The organism is Kineosporia mesophila, from assembly GCF_021129235.1.
Classification (GTDB): Bacteria; Actinomycetota; Actinomycetes; order Actinomycetales; family Kineosporiaceae; genus Kineosporia; species Kineosporia mesophila.
This window is the reverse complement of the sequence record NZ_JAJOMA010000001.1, coordinates 255,922-271,902: the sequence shown is the minus strand read 5'-3', so window position 1 is coordinate 271,902 and position 15,981 is coordinate 255,922. Positions and strand designations below refer to the sequence as shown.

Sequence of the window (15,981 nt, the reverse complement as noted above, 5' to 3'; positions counted from 1 at the left end):
CGCCCGGTGGACCGCCCGGTTCGGCGTCACCGGCGGCCGGTGGGCCCGGCTGGGCCGGACGGGTGGGCCGACCACGTTCGGGCGCGGGCCGCCGTCCGGCTCGTCGTGACCACGTTGGCCGCGATCACCATGACCACGCCGAGCCATTCGCGGGCCTCGAGCACCTCCCCGAGCAGCACGATGCCCACGAGGGAGGCCAGCACCGGATTGACGCTCATGAAGACCCCGAAGAACTGCGCCGGCACGCGCCGGAGCATCATCACGTCGCAGGCGTAGGGCACCACCGACGAGCAGATGCCCGCCCCGATCGCGGCCGCGAGGGCCGTGGCGGTGAACCTCCCCTGCACGCCCAGCGTGATCAGCACCGGCAGGCAGAGCACGACCGAGATGGTGGACGCGGCGGCCGGCGCCTGGAGTCCGGGGATCCGGGCACCCACCTCGGCGTTGAGCAGGATGTAGGCCGCCCAGCAGGCCGCCCCGACCAGCCCCGCCGCGATCCCGGGCCAGTCGGTGCTCGGCCCCGGGGCCATCAGCACCACCACCCCGGCCCCGGCGAACACCGCGCAGACCGCGTCCAGCCGGGTGCGCGAGCGCACCAGCGCCACGCCCAGCGGCCCGAGGAACTCCAGGGTGACGGCCAGGGCCAGCCCGAGCCGGTCGACGGCCGTGTAGAGCCCGAGGTTCATCACGGCGAACACCAGGCCGAGCAGCAGCGTGGGCCACCACTGCCGCCAGGTGAAGCGGTGCATCGGCGGCCGGGCCACGGGCAGCAGCACGCAGGCCGCCACCAGCTGGCGCACGGCGACCACCCCGACCGGCCCGATCGCGCTGAAGGCGTGGGCGCCCACCGCCGCGCCGACCTGGGTGCTCGTACCGCTGAAGAGCATGGTGGCGATCGAGGCGCCGAACCCGGTCGGGCGGACCTGCGGAACTGCCTCGAGCGTCGTCATACGGGTCAATGTGCGGCGCCGGCCGGTGATCCGGGAAATGCGGGGCCCGCGGGATTCATACGATCTGCTCATGAGTCTGGAGCTGCGTCAGCTGCGCCACCTGGTCGCCGTGGCCGACTGCGGCACGTTCACCGACGCCGCGATCGAGCTGGGGGTGTCGCAGGCCGCCGTGTCCCGGTCCGTCGCCGCCCTGGAGGCCGAGCTCGGCGTCACGCTGCTGCGGCGCACCACCCGCCGGGTCGACGTCTCCCCCGCCGGGGCCGCGGTGATCACCCGCGCGCGAAGGATCCTGGCCGAGGTGGCGGAGCTGCGCCGGGCCGTCGACGAGACCCGCCCGGAACTGCGCCTGGGCTACTCCTGGTCGGCCCTGGGCCGGCACACGACCGCCCTGCAGCGCGCCTGGGCCCGCGACCATCCCGCCACCCGTCTGCTGCTGATCCAGTTCAACACCCCGACGGCCGGGCTCAGCGAGGGCGCGGCCGACCTCGCCGTGGTGCGCCGCCCGCTGCACGACGCCCGGTTCTCCACCGAGCAGATCGCCACCGAGGCTCGCCACGTCGCGGTCCCGGCCGACGACCCCTGGGCCCGGCGCCGTTTCGTGCGCCTGGCCGACTTCGCCGGTCGTACCGTCTCGATCGACCACCGCACCGGCACCACCACCCCCGACCTCTGGCCGGACGGCACCGGGCCGGCCCGGTTCGTCGACTCCAACTCGGTGGACGACTGGCTCACGATGATCGCCGCGGGCCAGGCGATCGGCATGACCACCGAGGCCACGGTCGCCCAGTACCCCAGGCCCGGGGTCGTCTACCGCCCGGTGCGCGACGCCCCCCGGCTACCGGTGTGGCTGGCCTGGCGGAAGGACGAGGCTCCCCCACTGACGAGGGCCCTGACCGCCCTGGCCAAGAACCTCTACAACCTCCCGTGATCATGCAGAATCTCCCCGGCGTTCTAGAACTCCAGGCCGGAGAGTTCTAGAAGTCCGGGGAGGTTTTGCATGATCACGAACAGAAGGGTGGGGGAGCTCAGCTCAGGGGGCTGAGGTCTCGGGGACCGCCGCCGGCCCGCGGAGGGGCTCACCGACGTCCACCATTGACCGCGAGGCCCACCACCGCGCAACCAGCCACTGACCACCGATGACGACCAGCATGATCGCCGCCGCCACGATGCCGTCGAGCCACCAGTGGTTCGCGGTCGCCGCGACCACGAGCACCGTGAACACCAGGTGCACGGCGCCGATCACGCGCAGCGGGCCGCGCCCGAGCCTGGTGACGTACCAGCCGACGATCGCCGCCCAGGCCACGTGTACCGAGGGCATGGCCGTGAGCTGCGACGCGACCCCGGTGGCGTACTCGCCGTAGACCGACTGGCCGTAGAGCAGGGCGGTGTCGACGTAGCCGGAGTTCGGCAGCAGGCGCGGTGGGGCGACCGGGATGCTCTGCACGAGTAGGCAGATCAGCGTGGTTCCGACGACCGTGTTGCGCACGGAACGGAACGCGGGGCGGCGCCGCCACCAGACCCAGATCAGGAACAGCGCCATGCCGTTGAGGTGGGCGAAGGCGTAGTAGGAATTCATCGAGCGCACCAGCCACTCGTGCGGCAGGACGAGGTGCTGGAGCTTCAGCTCGTCGGGCAGGTGCAGCCAGGCCTGGGTGTCCTGCACCCAGGCCGCGTGCGAGTAGGCGCCCTCGACGTGGGTGCGCACGAACCGGCCGACGTACTGCCAGACCCCGAGCAGCGTCATCACCACGGCGAACTCACGGGCGAACGACCGCACCAGCTCGACCAGACCGGCCCGCGGGGCCAGCGACAGCGCGCCCCAGAGCAGGGCCAGGAGCACGGCGCCGGTCGCGGACAACTCCCAGCTGGGATGCAGGTAGGTCATCGGGGGCTCACGGGCATGACCGAAGACTACGGCGCGGTGTCCCGAGGACGACCAGCCGGCCAATTCGTCCTATGAATTTGATTTAGACTCGTGACACGTGACCACGACCGAGCCGACCCCGGCGATCCGTACCCCCGTACAGCGCGCGGCGATGCCCCTCGCGGTGCTGACCGGCCTGTTCGTCGTCGCCGTCACGATGCGCGGCCCGTTCGTGGCGGTGGCCCCGGCGATCGGCGAGATCCAGCGCGACCTGGACATCGGCAGCGGCACGGCGGGTCTGCTCACCAGCATCCCGGTGATCTGTTTCGGCCTGGCCACCCCGCTGGTACTGGTGCTCACCCGGCGATCAGGCATCAACGCGTCCGTGTACATCGCCCTGGCGATCATGGCCGCCGGCATCCTGCTGCGCTCGGCGGGCGGCCTGACCGCGGCCCTGACCGGGACGCTGGTGCTCGGGTTCGGCATCACGATCGGCAACATCGTCATCCCGGCGATCATCGGGCGGGACTTCCCCGGCCGCACCACCCAGGTCACCGGCTACTACACGGCCGCGATCAACATCGGCGCGCTGTCCGCCACCTCCCTCGGAGCACCCCTCACCGACCGGCTGACCTGGCGCGGCGCCCTCGCCGTCTGGGTGCTGATCGTGCTGATCGCGGCGGTGGCCTGGGCCTTCGCCGTCCCCCACACCCAGGAACGCCTGGTCCGCAACCCTCCTGCGCAGGAGACCGACACCACCCCGCTGTGGCGCCGCAAGCTGGTCGTGGGCATGGTGCTGGCGTTCGCCGGGCAGTCGTTCAGCTACTACGGCATCACCGCCTGGCTACCCACCCTGCTCTCCGACGAACAGGGGCTCACCGCGGCCCAGGCCGGTGGCAGCTCCGCGTTCTTCCAGGCCCTGGCCCTGGTCGCGGCGTTCGGGGTGCCCTTCCTGATCAACCGGGGGGTGTCCGGCCGGGCCGCTCTGCTGCTGGTCTGCGCCTGCTGGATCAGTCTGCCGCTGGGCCTGGCCTTCGCCCCCTCGCTGTGGGTGCTGTGGTCGTGCCTGGGCGGTTTCGCCCAGGGCGGCGGCTTCACAGTGATCTTCAGCGTGGTGGTGGCCCGGGCCGTCAGCACCGACGACGCGCGCCGGATGTCGGCCGCGGTCCAGGGCATCGGTTATGTCCTGGGCGCGCTCGGGCCGATGATGGTCGGGGCCGTGCACTCGGCGACCGGCACCTGGAACGTGCCGATTCTCGTCATCGCGGGAATGATCGTGCTGATGGCCGCCGGTGGGTCGGCGGCCATCGGAAGCCGCACATCGGACACACTGTCGGGGCGCCGGACCCCCTGGAAGTCCGGCACCCGCACCACCGACCGGAGGGGTCGATGAACCTCGAGAAAGTGATCTTCGGCTTCTTCGTACTACTGGCAGCCACGATGAACCTGGGTTTCTTCATCGGTGACATCGCCGACGCCAACCTGCACAGCGAGTACGAGCTCTACGCGGCCGTGGTGGTCAGCCTGATCACCACCGTGCTCAAGTTCGGCGACCGCACCCAGATCGGTGCCGTGCACCTGGCCACCAGCCTGGTCGCCGACCTGCAGCTGATCGCGGCCACGATCGTCTGGGTCTACGCCGACTACGTGTCCAGCTCCGGCCTGGACGCGCACGCGATGTCGAGCATCGTGTCGCTGTCCGGCGGAGCCCTGCTGGCCAACCTGGTCTCGGTGGTGCTCCTGGTGATCGAGACCGTGTCCTTCCACCGCCGCTGATGCACCCGCCCGAGAGACCCCGCTCCGACCAGGCGCTGTGGCACGAACGGCATCCGGGGCGGCGGCCCGGCAAGAGCCGCCCCGCCACCCGCATCCGCAAGCCCGGGGAGCCGCTCGACCCCCAGCTCACCGGGCAGGACCCGGCCGCCACGAACGCGCTCATCACCGGTGAACACCGCTGGGCCGCGGTCTCCCGGTTCCGGCAGGCCGGTGACGTGCCCGGCCCGGAGGGCGGCCCCCTCAGCTCCCGCGGGGCGGATACCGGCTCGGCCCCGATCTTCCTGATCATGCGGCGCATGCGCACGCCGCTGATCGTGCTCATCATCATCTTCGCGATCACCACGTTCGGTCTGGCGCTGGCCCCCGGCGAGACGCCCGAGGGCGAACCGCACCGGATGGGCCTGTTCAACGCCTTCTACGTGATGAGCTACACCGCCAGCACCATCGGCTTCGGCGAGATCCCGTTCCCGTTCACCCCCGCACAGCGGATGTGGATGACGGTCAGCATCTACCTGACCGTCATCGGCTGGGCGTACGCGCTCGGTACGTTGCTGTCGCTGCTCCAGGACCGCGGCTTCCGCAACGCCCTGGACATGCGCCGCTTCACCCGCCGCGTGCAGCGCATGCGCGACCCGTTCCTGCTGATCGCCGGTTACGGGCACACCGGGCAGCGCCTCGGCCGGGCCTGGGACCACCTGGGCCGCAACTTCGTGGCCGTCGACATCGAGCCCTCGCAGATCGAGTCGCTCGAGGTGGACCAGTACTTCGCCGACCCGCCGGGCCTGACCGCCGACGCGTCCAACCCGTTCAACCTCAAGCTGGCCGGGCTGAAGAACCCGCACTGCCAGGCCGTGCTGGCGATGACGGACGACGACGACGTGAACCTGGCCATCACCATGTCCGCCGCCCTGCTGCGCCCCGACCTGCCGGTGATCGCCCGCACCATCTCGGCGCCGGTGGAAGACCTGATGCTGGCCTGGGGCACGCCGACCGTGATCAACCCGTTCGACCGGTTCGGCGACCACCTGCGCATGGCCCTGCGCTCCCCCGCCTCGTTCCGCCTCTACTCCTGGCTGGAGGCCGGTCCGGGCTCGGAGCAGCCGCCGCCCGGATCGCCCCCGGCCAAGGGGCTGTGGGTGGTCTGCGGGTACGGCCGGTTCGGCCAGGAGGTGGTGGGCGACCTGCTCGCCGAGGGTCTCGACGTGGTGGTGATCGAGCCCGACCCGCCCTCGGACGAATTCCTCGCCGCCGAGCTCGACCTGCCGGTCAGGCAACTGCCCCAGGTGATCCACGGTGAGGGGTCCGAGCCGGAGGTGCTCGACGAGGCCCGCATCGAGCAGGCCGTGGGCTTCGTGGCCGGCACCGACAACGACACCACCAACCTGTCGCTGATCGCCGCCGCCCGCCGCCGCAACCCCGACCTCTACGTCGCCGGACGCCAGAACCTGCCCACCAACCGCTCGCTGTTCGCCGCGATGCACCTGGACATGCTGCTCGTGCCCGCCGACATCGTGGCCCGCGAGGCCTACGCCCGGCTCTCCACGCCGCTGCTGTGGCGCTTCCTCGAGGAGATGCCCCAGCGCGGTGAGGACGAGGCCATCGCCCTCGTCCACCGCATCAAGGACCGCTGCGGCCAGTACCTGAAAGACGTCTGGAACGTCGAGCTGACGGCCTGGCAGGCCCCGGCTCTGGCCGGTTACCTCGACCCGGAGTCGGTGTCACCACGGCAGCGGCAGCGCCGCCACGCCGGGCAGACCGGGCGGGTGGCCCTCACCATCGGTGATCTGTTCCGCGATCCCGACGACCGCGACGAGCGCCTGCCGGTGGTGCCCCTGATGCTGCTGCGTGACGGGGAGGCCACGATCGCCCCGTCCGACGACACCGAACTGCACCTCGACGACGAGCTCCTGGTCGCCGGCACCCGGGTGGCCCAGCGGGAGCTCCAGACCATCCTGCTCAGCGAGGGCACCGCGCAGTACGTGGTGACCGGCACGCGCATGCCCGAGAGCTGGGTCTGGCGGCACCTGGTGGGCCGCCGTCTTCCGAATACCTAGATCAACCATGGTGGACGTCGTTCTCGCCCGGTCCTGAGGGTCCGGTTCGCGGGAGAAGAGTCGCGGGCAAAAAATCGGGCACGGAGTGGCTGGCCCACACTCCGTGCCCGACTCAGGCTGCGCCGGTTCCGCTCAGGTCGTTCAGGCGGAGGGCAGCTTGGAGATCTTCTCGATGACCGCGGTGGTGGAGATGGAGGGCGTGCGCGGCAGGTAGACGACCTCGCAGTGTTCCTTGATCCAGTCGAAGCGACCGGTCCAGTCGTCACCCATCACCAGGATGTCGGCGCCGAACTTCTTCACGTAGTCGGCCTTCAGCTCCAGCGACTCCTCGATGAAGACCTCGTCCACGACCTCGAGCGCCTGGATCAGGGCGGTGCGCTCGTTCTCGCTGAAGATCGGGTTGCGGCCCTTCTTGCTCATGTTCAGTGCGTCCGACGACACCCCGACGACGAGCCGGTCGCCGTGCGCCTTCGCCCGCTCGAGAATGCGCAGGTGACCGATGTGCAGGACATCGAAGGTGCCGAAGGTGATCACTGTCGTCATTGAACTGAGCTCCGTAAGAGGGCAGGGGCAGCATCGGGCCAGGTCACGCCTCATGTTCGCCGCGAACGCCATCCGTGGCGGCGCGGTGAACGAGGTATGTCCGGTGAGCGAACTATTGTGCCCCACAGCCCGCACCAAGCTCACCAGTCTTTGTAGTTCCGGGACCTTTCGGACCAACGGCGGACGAGGTGGGTACCCCGGCTGGCGTCTTCGCCCAACCCGGCGACACTGGGCCCATGGCGAGAACAGTCCTGGTCACAGGCGCTTCCGGTTTCATCGGCTCCCATCTCGCGCAGCGGCTGGTGCGCGACGGGCACACCGTCAGGGCTATGACTCGACACCCGGAAAGTTATGTGGGAGCGGGTGAACCGGTCTTCGGCGAGGTCTCGGACACCGACAGTCTGGCCGCCGCGATGGCCGGCTGCGACGCCGCGTACTACCTCGTGCACTCCCTGGAGTCGGACGATTTCGAGGAGAAGGACGCCGAGGCCGCCCTCAACTTCGGCGAGGCGGCACACCGGGCCGGCCTGGAGCGCATCGTCTATCTGGGCGGCCTGGGCGTGGACGACGAGAATCTCTCGCCCCATCTGCGCTCCCGGCGCCAGGTCGAGCAGTTGCTGCCGCTGGCCGGGGTGCCGGTGACCGTGCTGCGCGCGGCCGTGGTGATCGGCCACGGCGGCATCAGCTGGGAGATCACCCGCCAGCTCGTCCACCACCTGCCGGCCATGGTGACCCCGCACTGGGTCAGCACCCGCACCCAGCCGATCGCCCTGCCCGACGTGATCCGCTACCTCGAGGGCGTGCTGGAGCCCGAGGCCGCGCGCGGCCGGGTGTTCGAGATCGGCGGCCCCGAGGTGCTGCGCTACAAGGACATGCTGGCCCGGGCCGCCGCGGTGATGGGCAAGCGGCTGCCGAACGTCACCGTCCCGCTGCTCACCCCGGGGCTGTCGTCGCACTGGCTGGCCCTGGTCACCGACGTGGACACCGCCACCGCCCGCAACCTGGTGGATTCGATGATCAACGAGGTGATCGTGCACGACCACGCGATCGAGGAGGTCGTACCCGGCCCGACGATCGGCTACGACGAGTCGGTGCGCCTGGCCCTGGCCGATCGGGAACGGGCCGAGGAGGAGAGCGCCGCGCAAGCGGCGGCTCCCGACGCCGGCGAGCACCCCGTCCGCTGATCCGATGACCGAACACCCCACCAGGACCGCTTTCGAGGCCCGGGCCAGCCGGCGGCTGGAGCGCTTCGCCGCGTCGACCCTGCGCCGCACCGCGACCGGCCGGGCGGTGGAGAACCTGCTGCGCTCGACCCTGATCGAACGGGTGCCGCGCGACCACACCGAGTCCGACGACCGGTTCCGGCGCCGACGCGTCGTCACCGCCGTCACGCTGGTGCTCGGCGCCGTGCTGCTCGGCATCTCCCTGTCGGTCGCACCCGGCGCCACCGTGTTCTACCCGCTCACGCTGCTCGTGGCGGCGGTCTGGATCGCCGGGGGCCTGGCCTCCGGCCCCCTGCACCTGGGCTGGACGCCGTACCGGGGAGCCCTGCGCCGTCCCCTGCTGCACGGGATCGCGCTGGGGCTCGCGGCCGGGGCGATCTTTGTCGTCGGGGCACTGATCGTGCGCGAGATCCCCCCGCTGCGGGATCTGGTGACGCACGTGCTGGCCCACCAGACGGAGGGTTCGGCCTGGCTCATCGCCGTCGTGACCCTGCTGAACGGCCTGGCCGAGGAGGTGTTCTTCCGCGGGGCCCTGTTCGCGGCGATCGGGCGGCGGCACCCGGTGCTGATCTCGACGGTCGTCTACGCCGTGGCCACGATCGCGACCCGCAACCCGATGCTGGTCTTCGCGGCCTTCCTGCTCGGCGCCGCCCTGGGGCTGGAACGCCGGGCCAGCGGCGGCATCCTGGCCCCGATCGCGACCCACGTGACCTGGTCGGCGATCATGCTGTTGACCCTGCCGCCCCTGTTCGCCCTCTGACCCGGCCGGCGCTGCGCTCATCTTTCCCGGTTCGTAATCAGGCAGGCCCGGGGAATGGGTGCACCGCCCGGCCGAAGGCCGGGGGATGACCTGATCACGAACGAAGAAGGGGTGAGCTCTCAGGCCGCACCCGCCTCGTGCTGGGCCGGCCGGGCCGGGTCCTCCACGAGCGGACGCAGGTGCTTCGTGGCGAACTCGTCGTGGGCCACGGCTTTTCCCCACAGCCAGCCCTGGCAGCGGGTGACGTCGAGGCCGGCCAGGACGTCACGCTGCTGCTCGGTCTCGACCCCCTCGGCGATCACGTTCAGGTGCAGCGCGGTCGACATGGCGACGATGGCCCGCACGATCGCCTCGTCCCCGGGGTCCACGCCGAGGCCGGTGACGAAGGCCCGGTCCACCTTCACCGTGGTCACCGGGAAGCGGCTGAGGTAGCTCAGGGACGAGTAGCCGGTGCCGAAGTCGTCGACCGACAGGCCGATGCCCAGGCCGCGCAGGCCGGTGAGCACCTCGATGACCTGCTGGTGATCGCCCATCAGGATGGACTCGGTGATCTCCATCGTGAGCCGGTCGCCGCCCAGCCGGTACACCCGCAGACCGTCGGAGATCGTACGGCCCAGGCTGTGGTCGCGCAGTTGCCGGGCCGAGGCGTTCACCGACACGTAGAAGTTCTCGGGCAGCAGGCCCTCGTCCCGCCAGAGGGCCATCTGCCGCAGGGCCTCCTCGAGCACGAAGGTGCCGATCTCCTCGATCAGGCCGGTCTCCTCGGCGACCGGGATGAACTCGACCGGTGAGATCGGTCCCCGCACCGGGTGGGTCCAGCGCACCAGGGCCTCGGCGCCCATCGCCCGGCCGGTGCGGGTGTCGACGATCGGCTGGTAGGAGACCCAGAGTTCGTTGCGCTGCACGGCGGCCCGCAGGGCGAGCTCGATCTCGACCCGCTCGTTCACCGTCTGGCGCATCCCGGAGTCGAACACCCGGACCCGGCCCTCGGCCTTGGCCCGGTACATCGCCAGATCGGCGTCCCGCAGCAGGGATTCGGCATCGCGCTGATCGGTGAGCAGGGCGATACCGATGGAGGCGACGGTCATCAGCTCGATGCCGGGCAGTTCGATCGGCCGGCTCAGCTCGGTCTGAATGCGCTCGGCCAGGGCGGCGGCGTGAATGGTCTGCCCGCTGTCGGCCACCGCGAACTCGTCCCCCGAGATCCGGGCGAACATCGCGCTGTCGCGGGTAAGTTCGCCCAGCCGCCGGGCCACCTCGACCAGCAGCAGGTCGCCGGCCTCGTGTCCCCAGTGGTCGTTGACCAGCTTGAAGCCGTTCAGGTCGAGGTACACCACCCAGACGCCGTCCGACCGCCGCGACGACATCATCTCGGCCATGTGCTGGGTGAGCGCGTCACGGTTGGGCAGGCCGGTGAGCGGGTCGTGGGTGGCGCGGTAGAGCAGGCCGCGCTGGATCTCGGCATTACTGCGCACGGCCGAGACCGAGCGGAACACCAGTGCCCCGATCAGGCCGGCGGTGGTCAGGGCGAGCGGGACGTTGTTGTGCGGGGTACCGCCGGTGGCGAGCAGGACCGCGACGGGCGTGGCCAGGGCGGGCACGATCAGGCTGAGGCGGGTTGCCGACCAGGACTGCACCGGCCGGGGCCGCACCGAGCTCATCTCGGCCATCGAGGGGTGCAGGGCGGCTGCCGCGAGCGCCGTGAAGCCGAGCAGGAACGGCAGGTCGAGCAGGGCGGAGCTGACGTTGTCACCCTGGGCGCCGATGATCGCGTAGCCGATGTCGCCGGCCAGCAGGCCGGTCATCGACAGGGCGATGAACCGGAAGCTCGCCAGGCCCGACGCGGTGGAGAAGCCGAGATTGAGCACGAGCAGCAGGAGGACGATGTCCCACAGCGGGTAGAGGCCGGCCAGCAGCGAGACCAGCTGCGGGCGTTCGCCGATCCGGACGGCGGGCAGTGCGAAGAACTCGGTGGCGATCAGTCCGGCCCCGAGCGCCACGATGATGCCGTCGACCACGGCGTGCCGCTGCGCGCCCACGCGCCGGCGCAGGATGACGCTGATCCCCAGACCGGCGAGCAGGTACCCGCCGATCGAGAACATGTCGCCGGTGAGGGTGGCCAGGCCGCTCTGCCGGGTGGCCCAGCCGCGAACACCCATACCGGTGCAGAAACTCAGGCTGGACAGGATCAGGAGGATCCAGGGCGTGCGGTCGGAGGGACGGTTGCGCCACACCCCCACGATCTGCGCGGCGACCGTGCCGAAACCCATCACGCCACTGATGCGGCTGTTCACGCCGGAACCCAGGTCCAGGGCGTAGATCCCCGACAGGACGACGCCGACCATGACGACGAGATACGAGGCACGACGGCCGGCCAGCACCGAATGTCCTCCTGTGAGCGTCGAGTTCTACCGGTCTTCTCGACGGGTGCGCAGAAAACCTGTAGCTGTGTCGCGAACACACAACGCCACGATCGAAATACCCAGAGCTATAGTCGCGGCGTGTCGGAGTACCCCGCGCCCGCTTCGGGTCCGCCCTATCAGCACCGCCGGGACCGTCGCGCCCTTCGCCGTCCGGAACCGATGCCCGGGCCGAACGGTGATGTCGCCTCCGGCGGGGGAATTGAGGACGCGTACGGGCACCCCGGCGCCCCGGTCGCCTACGGGCAGGCCACCTACGGTCAGGCCCCCTTCGATCAGGCCCCCTTCGGTCAGGCCGTTGTCGATCAGTTCGCCGACGACCCGGCCCCGGACGCCCACGGTTACGCCGCCGGCCCGGCCGAGGTGCCGGACCGGGGATACGCCCAGCAGTACGGGCAGGCGTACGAGGATCCGCAGCCGCAGTACGCCTATCCGTGGCCCACGGTGGAGCCCGAGGCCGAGTATGTGGGGGCCGGCGATGCCGAGGTGCTCTACGACGCCTACGGCTCCTACAGCCTGCGGGAGGACGAGCGGGCGGCGTACCAGGCCGACTTCCGGCGCACGGTGCAGCGCGACCAGAACGGGCCGGTGCGTCCGGGCCGCCCGGACCACCCGGACCGTCCGGACCACCCGGACCGTCCGGACCACCCAGACCGTCCGGACCTTCCGGTGGCCGGCGTGGTGGACGAGGACGAGTCCGGCGACTTCGCGGATTTCGACGAGGACGACTTCGGCGAGGACTTCGGGGAGGGTGAGTTCGAGGAGTTCGACGCCCTCGACGACGAACCTGAGGACGACCTGGAGGACGAACCGGCCCCCGGGCCGGAGCCGGTCCGGGCCGCCGGCTACGACACCGGCCTCCAGACCGGCCGGCGCAGTACCGCCCAGCAGGCCTACGCCCTGAACGGGATGAGCGACGACATCGCCCGGCCGGCCCCGGCGGCATCGCTCCAGCCGGCCGCGCCGTCCCGGCCTTCCTTACCCGGCAACCGGTTCCAGCCGCGGGAGGACACCGCGGCGGTTTCCTCGTCCATTGCTGGAAGCTCTTCGGGGACCCCGGGCGAGAACCCGGCCACCACCGCGAAGCGCCCCCGCACCTGGACTCCCCCACCGGCGGACCGCCCGACGTTCTCGGCGACCCAGGCACCGTTCACCGGGCCGATCCCGGCGCAGCGCCAGGTACCTCGTCCTTCATCGACGCCCCCGCCGACCGCCGCCCGCAAGCCGGCCCCGAAACCCGCCCGCGCCCCGTTCGGGGGGATCCCGCCGCGCCGCCAGGCGCAACGCCGGCCCACGGTCGCGGCCCGGGGGTTCGTGCCCAGCCAGGACCGGGTGAGCACGGCGCGCGAGGTGATGACCTATCTGGCCCGCCGGCCCTGGCTGCAGCTGGACGTCGTCGACATCATCCTGGGCACCCAGTTCGATCGCGACGACGTGGCGCACGCGCTGATCGTGCTGCAGCAGACCGGCCGGGTCCGGAGCCACCTGCGTGGTGACCGGGTCTGCTACTCGTACGCGGCGACCTGACGATGTCCAGCCGGCTCACCGACCTGGCCGACCTCCTCACCGATCTGGCCGGCTACCTGACCGCCGACGGGACGTTCTGGCTGGGGGTCGTGCCCGCCTGCGCCCTGCCGGTCTTCGCGGCGTGCGCCTTCGGGATCGGACGGCTGCGCCGGGCCCTCGCCGCCGACAGGATCAGGGCCGCGATCCGGCCCTACCGGCTGGCCGACCTCGACCCCGGCGCCGCGCTGGCCGGTGAGGTGATCAGCGAGCGCCACGTGCGGCGCGGGCGGCGCGGTTATGCGGTCGTCGTGCTCGACCTGCTCGCCTGGGTCGCCGCCCTGTCCGTGCTGACCAGCGCCGGGCTGTGGTGGCTGCGTTCGTCGCGCGGCACCGGGCCGGGCGCTCTCGCCCCGCTGGGCTGGCTGCCCTACGCGCCGGCCGTGGCCGTGGTCGGGGGGTTCGGGCTGTTGCTGTATCTGCTCGCCCACGATCCCGGGCGCCGTCCGCGCCTGCTGGTGGCCCGGATCGCGCGGTGGCTGCTGCCGTTGTCGTCGTACGCCATTCTCGATCCGGACTGCCCGTCGGAGTTCGAGATCCTGGACCGGGCACTGCTGATGCGTTCGCACGCCGGCCAGCAGGACGCGCGCGACCAGGTCGCGGACCTCGCGCACGCGTTGTTGCCGCAGGCCCGCCGGATGGCAGACGACGAGCTGAGGAGAACGATCGAGAGTGCGGTGGCATTCGTGCCGCGGCAGCACGGTCAGGGGCTCGACACCGACCGGTTCGCCGAGCTGCTGGCGCTTTTCGACGCTCTCTTCGGCCGGCTGCGCGACGACGCCGGGCACCAGGACATCTGGCGCATCGCAATCCTGCGGCAGCTGATCCGCTACACCGGACCGGGGGTGCTGCCGCAGATCTTCGGCGACCTGCGCCGGGGGCCGGGCGGGGTGGGCGTCGACGGGCTGAGCGTCTCCCGGCGCGAGGGCGATCCGGGGTCGGTGCTGCACACAGCGTTCGGGCGGAGCGCGGCCCTGGAGGAGGCCCAGGGGCTGGGCCTGATCGTCGACCTCACCCGGGCCCAGCGTGAAAGCGCCTCCGAGCGCCGCGAACCCGACGAGTACTGACTCTCCATGGACATCGTTCGAATGCCGGCGGCGGCTCCCGCGCACGAGACGGTCAGGGTCGTCGCGCGGACCGGAGCACGCCGCCGGCATCGTGAGTCGCGATGAAACCGGCCGAAGACAGTGGAATTCCGAGGCTGCGGAAACCCACTGATCGACCGCTTACCCGCGGACTCGGTGCTCATGTAATACCGCCGGACCGCCGCGGTCAATTCATGTGGAGACTTTATATATGCCGCCTGACGGGCTCTTAACACTCGCCCGTCAGACGGCCCGGAAATTCGGGTGATTTCAGACCTGGACGACCTTGCGCTCTTTCATCGCGGTGAGGGCGACCAGACGAATCTCCATCAGCTGGGCCACGGTGGCCGCGAGGTCGACGAGAAGGCTGATCTGCATCGGGTCGACCTGCGGGCGGCTCACCCGATCGATCACGTTGACCGTACCCAGTGAGTGGCCCTCCACCTCGATCGGCGCCGCGGCGTAGAAACGCAGCCCGAGATCTCCCCTGACCAGGGGATGCTCCGTCGTTCGCGGATCATGCTCGGCATCCTGCACGACATACGGACCGGCATGGCACACGACCGACGCGCAGAGGCCAGGCTCCGTACCCACCTGACGCACCCCGTCCAGTCCCTGGGTGGCAGCGAACCAGACCCGATCGTCGTCAACGATACTGACGGTCGCGATCGGCGTACCGAAAATTTTCGCCGCCATCTGAGCAATGCGGTCGAAGGCACCGTCTTCCGGCGCACCGAGCTCTTCGGTGTACTTGTGTACGGCGTCGAGTCGGGCCTTGCTCACGTCTGAACCAACGGTCAGGTCCGAGCTCTCGGCCTGATCGGCGCCCATGGTCGCGTCTGCGCTCATTTCGGTTGCTCTCCCCTGACAGGCGTCCGTTTTCTGGTCAATTGGTCTGGTCACCCTTTACGCGGCAATCCTAGACCACTAGGGGTAACCAGCACCGCACCCAGGGTCAGCCCTCTTCCGGGTCAGGCCCTCTGACCGCCCGGCCCCCGTCGACCGGGAGCACGGCGCCGGTGACGAACGAGGCGGCGTCGGAGAGCAGGTAGACCACGGCGTCGGCGACCTCGGCGGTCAGCCCGACGCGGCCCAGCGGATGCAGCTCGGCCATCTGCCGTGTCACCGCCGCCACCTCCTGGGCGTCCCGCCCGGCCAGGAAGGCCGCGTAGCGCTCGGTGTCGATCGAGCCCAGGGCCACCGCGTTGACCCGGATCCCGGCCGGGCCGTGGTCGACGGCCGCGGCCCGGGTCAGGCCCTCGATCGCGGCCTTGGCCGTGGCGTAGGGCAGCGCACCCCGCACCGGACGCTGCGCCTGGTGGCTCGACACATTGACGATCGCCCCACCGCGGCCGGCCGCCAGGTAGTGCTTGACCGCCACCGCGCAGCCGGTCACCGCGGCCGCGACGTTCGACGTGATCAGGTCGAGAATGGTTGCCGCGTCGTCGGTGTCGAGCGAGGCGTCACGGAAGAGCGCGGCGTTGTTGACCCAGCCGGTGAGCGGGGCGATCGCGGCGGCCAGCTTCGCGGCGTGCTCGGCGACATCCTCCAGCGCGGCGTCACCGCGCACCGCCACCACCCGCGACCCCGCCGGATGACCGGCCACCCAGGCCAGGGCCCGGGCATCCAGTTCGATCGCGACCACCGCCTGACCGTCCGCCAGCAGTCTCTCGGCGACCGCCCGCCCGACACCTCGTCCACCACCGGTGACAACGAAACTCCGCATGCCCCTCAGTGTCACGC

14 protein-coding genes are annotated in these 15,981 nt (G+C 70.9%); 8 read left to right on the top strand and 6 right to left on the bottom strand.

The annotated features are described in order from the left end of the window. Window positions 1-26: 26 nt before the first annotated feature. Window positions 27-950: an EamA family transporter gene (locus LR393_RS01155; RefSeq protein WP_231480958.1), complete on the bottom strand. Its 924-nt coding sequence runs from the start codon at window positions 948-950 to the stop codon at window positions 27-29. A 70-nt stretch (window positions 951-1,020) separates the two neighbouring features. Here LR393_RS01155 and LR393_RS01150 point away from each other — a divergent pair, with 70 nt between their 5' ends. Then, complete coding sequence (locus LR393_RS01150) at window positions 1,021-1,878, top strand: LysR family transcriptional regulator (protein WP_231480957.1); 858 nt, start codon at window positions 1,021-1,023, stop codon at window positions 1,876-1,878. Between the two features lie 102 nt (window positions 1,879-1,980). On the opposite strand, the gene LR393_RS01145 is transcribed toward LR393_RS01150, so the two are convergent. Then, window positions 1,981-2,835 (bottom strand): phosphatase PAP2 family protein, encoded by an 855-nt coding sequence (locus LR393_RS01145; protein WP_231480956.1) that lies wholly within the window; start codon window positions 2,833-2,835, stop codon window positions 1,981-1,983. A 97-nt stretch (window positions 2,836-2,932) separates the two neighbouring features. Between LR393_RS01145 and LR393_RS01140 the strand changes: the two genes are divergently transcribed. From LR393_RS01140 to LR393_RS01130, 3 genes are read left to right on the top strand one after another with little or no spacing between them, the layout of a single operon-like run. After that, the gene (locus LR393_RS01140) at window positions 2,933-4,207 is read left to right on the top strand and encodes an MFS transporter (RefSeq protein WP_231480955.1); all 1,275 of its coding nucleotides are present in this window, start codon (window positions 2,933-2,935) and stop codon (window positions 4,205-4,207) included. Next, complete coding sequence (locus LR393_RS01135) at window positions 4,204-4,590, top strand: DUF6394 family protein (protein WP_231480954.1); 387 nt, start codon at window positions 4,204-4,206, stop codon at window positions 4,588-4,590. The genes LR393_RS01140 and LR393_RS01135 overlap by 4 nt, the downstream gene beginning before the upstream one ends. Further along, entirely contained in the window at window positions 4,590-6,644 is a 2,055-nt protein-coding gene (locus tag LR393_RS01130; RefSeq protein ID WP_231480953.1) for a potassium channel family protein, read from the top strand. Before LR393_RS01135 ends, LR393_RS01130 begins: the two co-directional genes overlap by 1 nt. 141 nt (window positions 6,645-6,785) lie before the next feature. Here the strand turns inward: LR393_RS01130 and LR393_RS01125 are convergent, their stop codons facing one another. Next, a complete protein-coding gene (locus tag LR393_RS01125) occupies window positions 6,786-7,187 on the bottom strand; it encodes an adenylyltransferase/cytidyltransferase family protein (RefSeq protein ID WP_231480952.1) in 402 nt (133 codons plus the stop codon). Window positions 7,188-7,423: 236 nt separating this feature from the next. Between LR393_RS01125 and LR393_RS01120 the strand changes: the two genes are divergently transcribed. Both LR393_RS01120 and LR393_RS01115 read left to right on the top strand, forming a co-directional pair. After that, window positions 7,424-8,371, top strand: a complete 948-nt coding sequence (locus tag LR393_RS01120; RefSeq protein WP_231480951.1) for an NAD(P)H-binding protein — start codon at window positions 7,424-7,426, stop codon at window positions 8,369-8,371. Between the two features lie 4 nt (window positions 8,372-8,375). Next, window positions 8,376-9,170, top strand: a complete 795-nt coding sequence (locus tag LR393_RS01115; RefSeq protein WP_231480950.1) for a CPBP family intramembrane glutamic endopeptidase — start codon at window positions 8,376-8,378, stop codon at window positions 9,168-9,170. 119 nt (window positions 9,171-9,289) lie between these two features. On the opposite strand, the gene LR393_RS01110 is transcribed toward LR393_RS01115, so the two are convergent. Continuing rightward, a complete protein-coding gene (locus LR393_RS01110; RefSeq protein ID WP_231480949.1) occupies window positions 9,290-11,551 on the bottom strand; it encodes a putative bifunctional diguanylate cyclase/phosphodiesterase in 2,262 nt (753 codons plus the stop codon). A gap of 120 nt (window positions 11,552-11,671) precedes the next feature. Here LR393_RS01110 and LR393_RS01105 point away from each other — a divergent pair, with 120 nt between their 5' ends. Both LR393_RS01105 and LR393_RS01100 read left to right on the top strand, forming a co-directional pair. Next, entirely contained in the window at window positions 11,672-13,117 is a 1,446-nt protein-coding gene (locus LR393_RS01105) for a hypothetical protein (RefSeq protein ID WP_231480948.1), read from the top strand. Window positions 13,118-13,119: 2 nt separating this feature from the next. Then, window positions 13,120-14,220 (top strand): hypothetical protein, encoded by a 1,101-nt coding sequence (locus tag LR393_RS01100; RefSeq protein ID WP_231480947.1) that lies wholly within the window; start codon window positions 13,120-13,122, stop codon window positions 14,218-14,220. Window positions 14,221-14,508: 288 nt separating this feature from the next. Here LR393_RS01100 and LR393_RS01095 read toward each other — a convergent pair whose 3' ends face one another. Both LR393_RS01095 and LR393_RS01090 read right to left on the bottom strand, forming a co-directional pair. After that, window positions 14,509-15,069, bottom strand: coding sequence for a GAF domain-containing protein (locus LR393_RS01095; protein ID WP_231480946.1), 561 nt, complete (start codon window positions 15,067-15,069; stop codon window positions 14,509-14,511). A 124-nt stretch (window positions 15,070-15,193) separates the two neighbouring features. Then, on the bottom strand, window positions 15,194-15,964 hold the full coding sequence (locus LR393_RS01090; RefSeq protein ID WP_231480945.1) for an SDR family NAD(P)-dependent oxidoreductase: 771 nt from the start codon (window positions 15,962-15,964) through the stop codon (window positions 15,194-15,196). Window positions 15,965-15,981 lie beyond the last annotated feature (17 nt).

Coding starts and splice junctions, on each gene's coding strand:
- LR393_RS01120 (WP_231480951.1), top strand. CDS start 7,424: ATGGCGAGAACAGTCCTGGTCACAGGCGCTTCCGGTTTCATCGGCTCC.
- LR393_RS01155 (WP_231480958.1), bottom strand. CDS start 950: ATGACGACGCTCGAGGCAGTTCCGCAGGTCCGCCCGACCGGGTTCGGC.
- LR393_RS01115 (WP_231480950.1), top strand. CDS start 8,376: ATGACCGAACACCCCACCAGGACCGCTTTCGAGGCCCGGGCCAGCCGG.
- LR393_RS01125 (WP_231480952.1), bottom strand. CDS start 7,187: ATGACGACAGTGATCACCTTCGGCACCTTCGATGTCCTGCACATCGGT.
- LR393_RS01100 (WP_231480947.1), top strand. CDS start 13,120: ATGTCCAGCCGGCTCACCGACCTGGCCGACCTCCTCACCGATCTGGCC.
- LR393_RS01145 (WP_231480956.1), bottom strand. CDS start 2,835: ATGACCTACCTGCATCCCAGCTGGGAGTTGTCCGCGACCGGCGCCGTG.
- LR393_RS01090 (WP_231480945.1), bottom strand. CDS start 15,964: ATGCGGAGTTTCGTTGTCACCGGTGGTGGACGAGGTGTCGGGCGGGCG.
- LR393_RS01095 (WP_231480946.1), bottom strand. CDS start 15,069: ATGGGCGCCGATCAGGCCGAGAGCTCGGACCTGACCGTTGGTTCAGAC.
- LR393_RS01130 (WP_231480953.1), top strand. CDS start 4,590: ATGCACCCGCCCGAGAGACCCCGCTCCGACCAGGCGCTGTGGCACGAA.
- LR393_RS01150 (WP_231480957.1), top strand. CDS start 1,021: ATGAGTCTGGAGCTGCGTCAGCTGCGCCACCTGGTCGCCGTGGCCGAC.
- LR393_RS01135 (WP_231480954.1), top strand. CDS start 4,204: ATGAACCTCGAGAAAGTGATCTTCGGCTTCTTCGTACTACTGGCAGCC.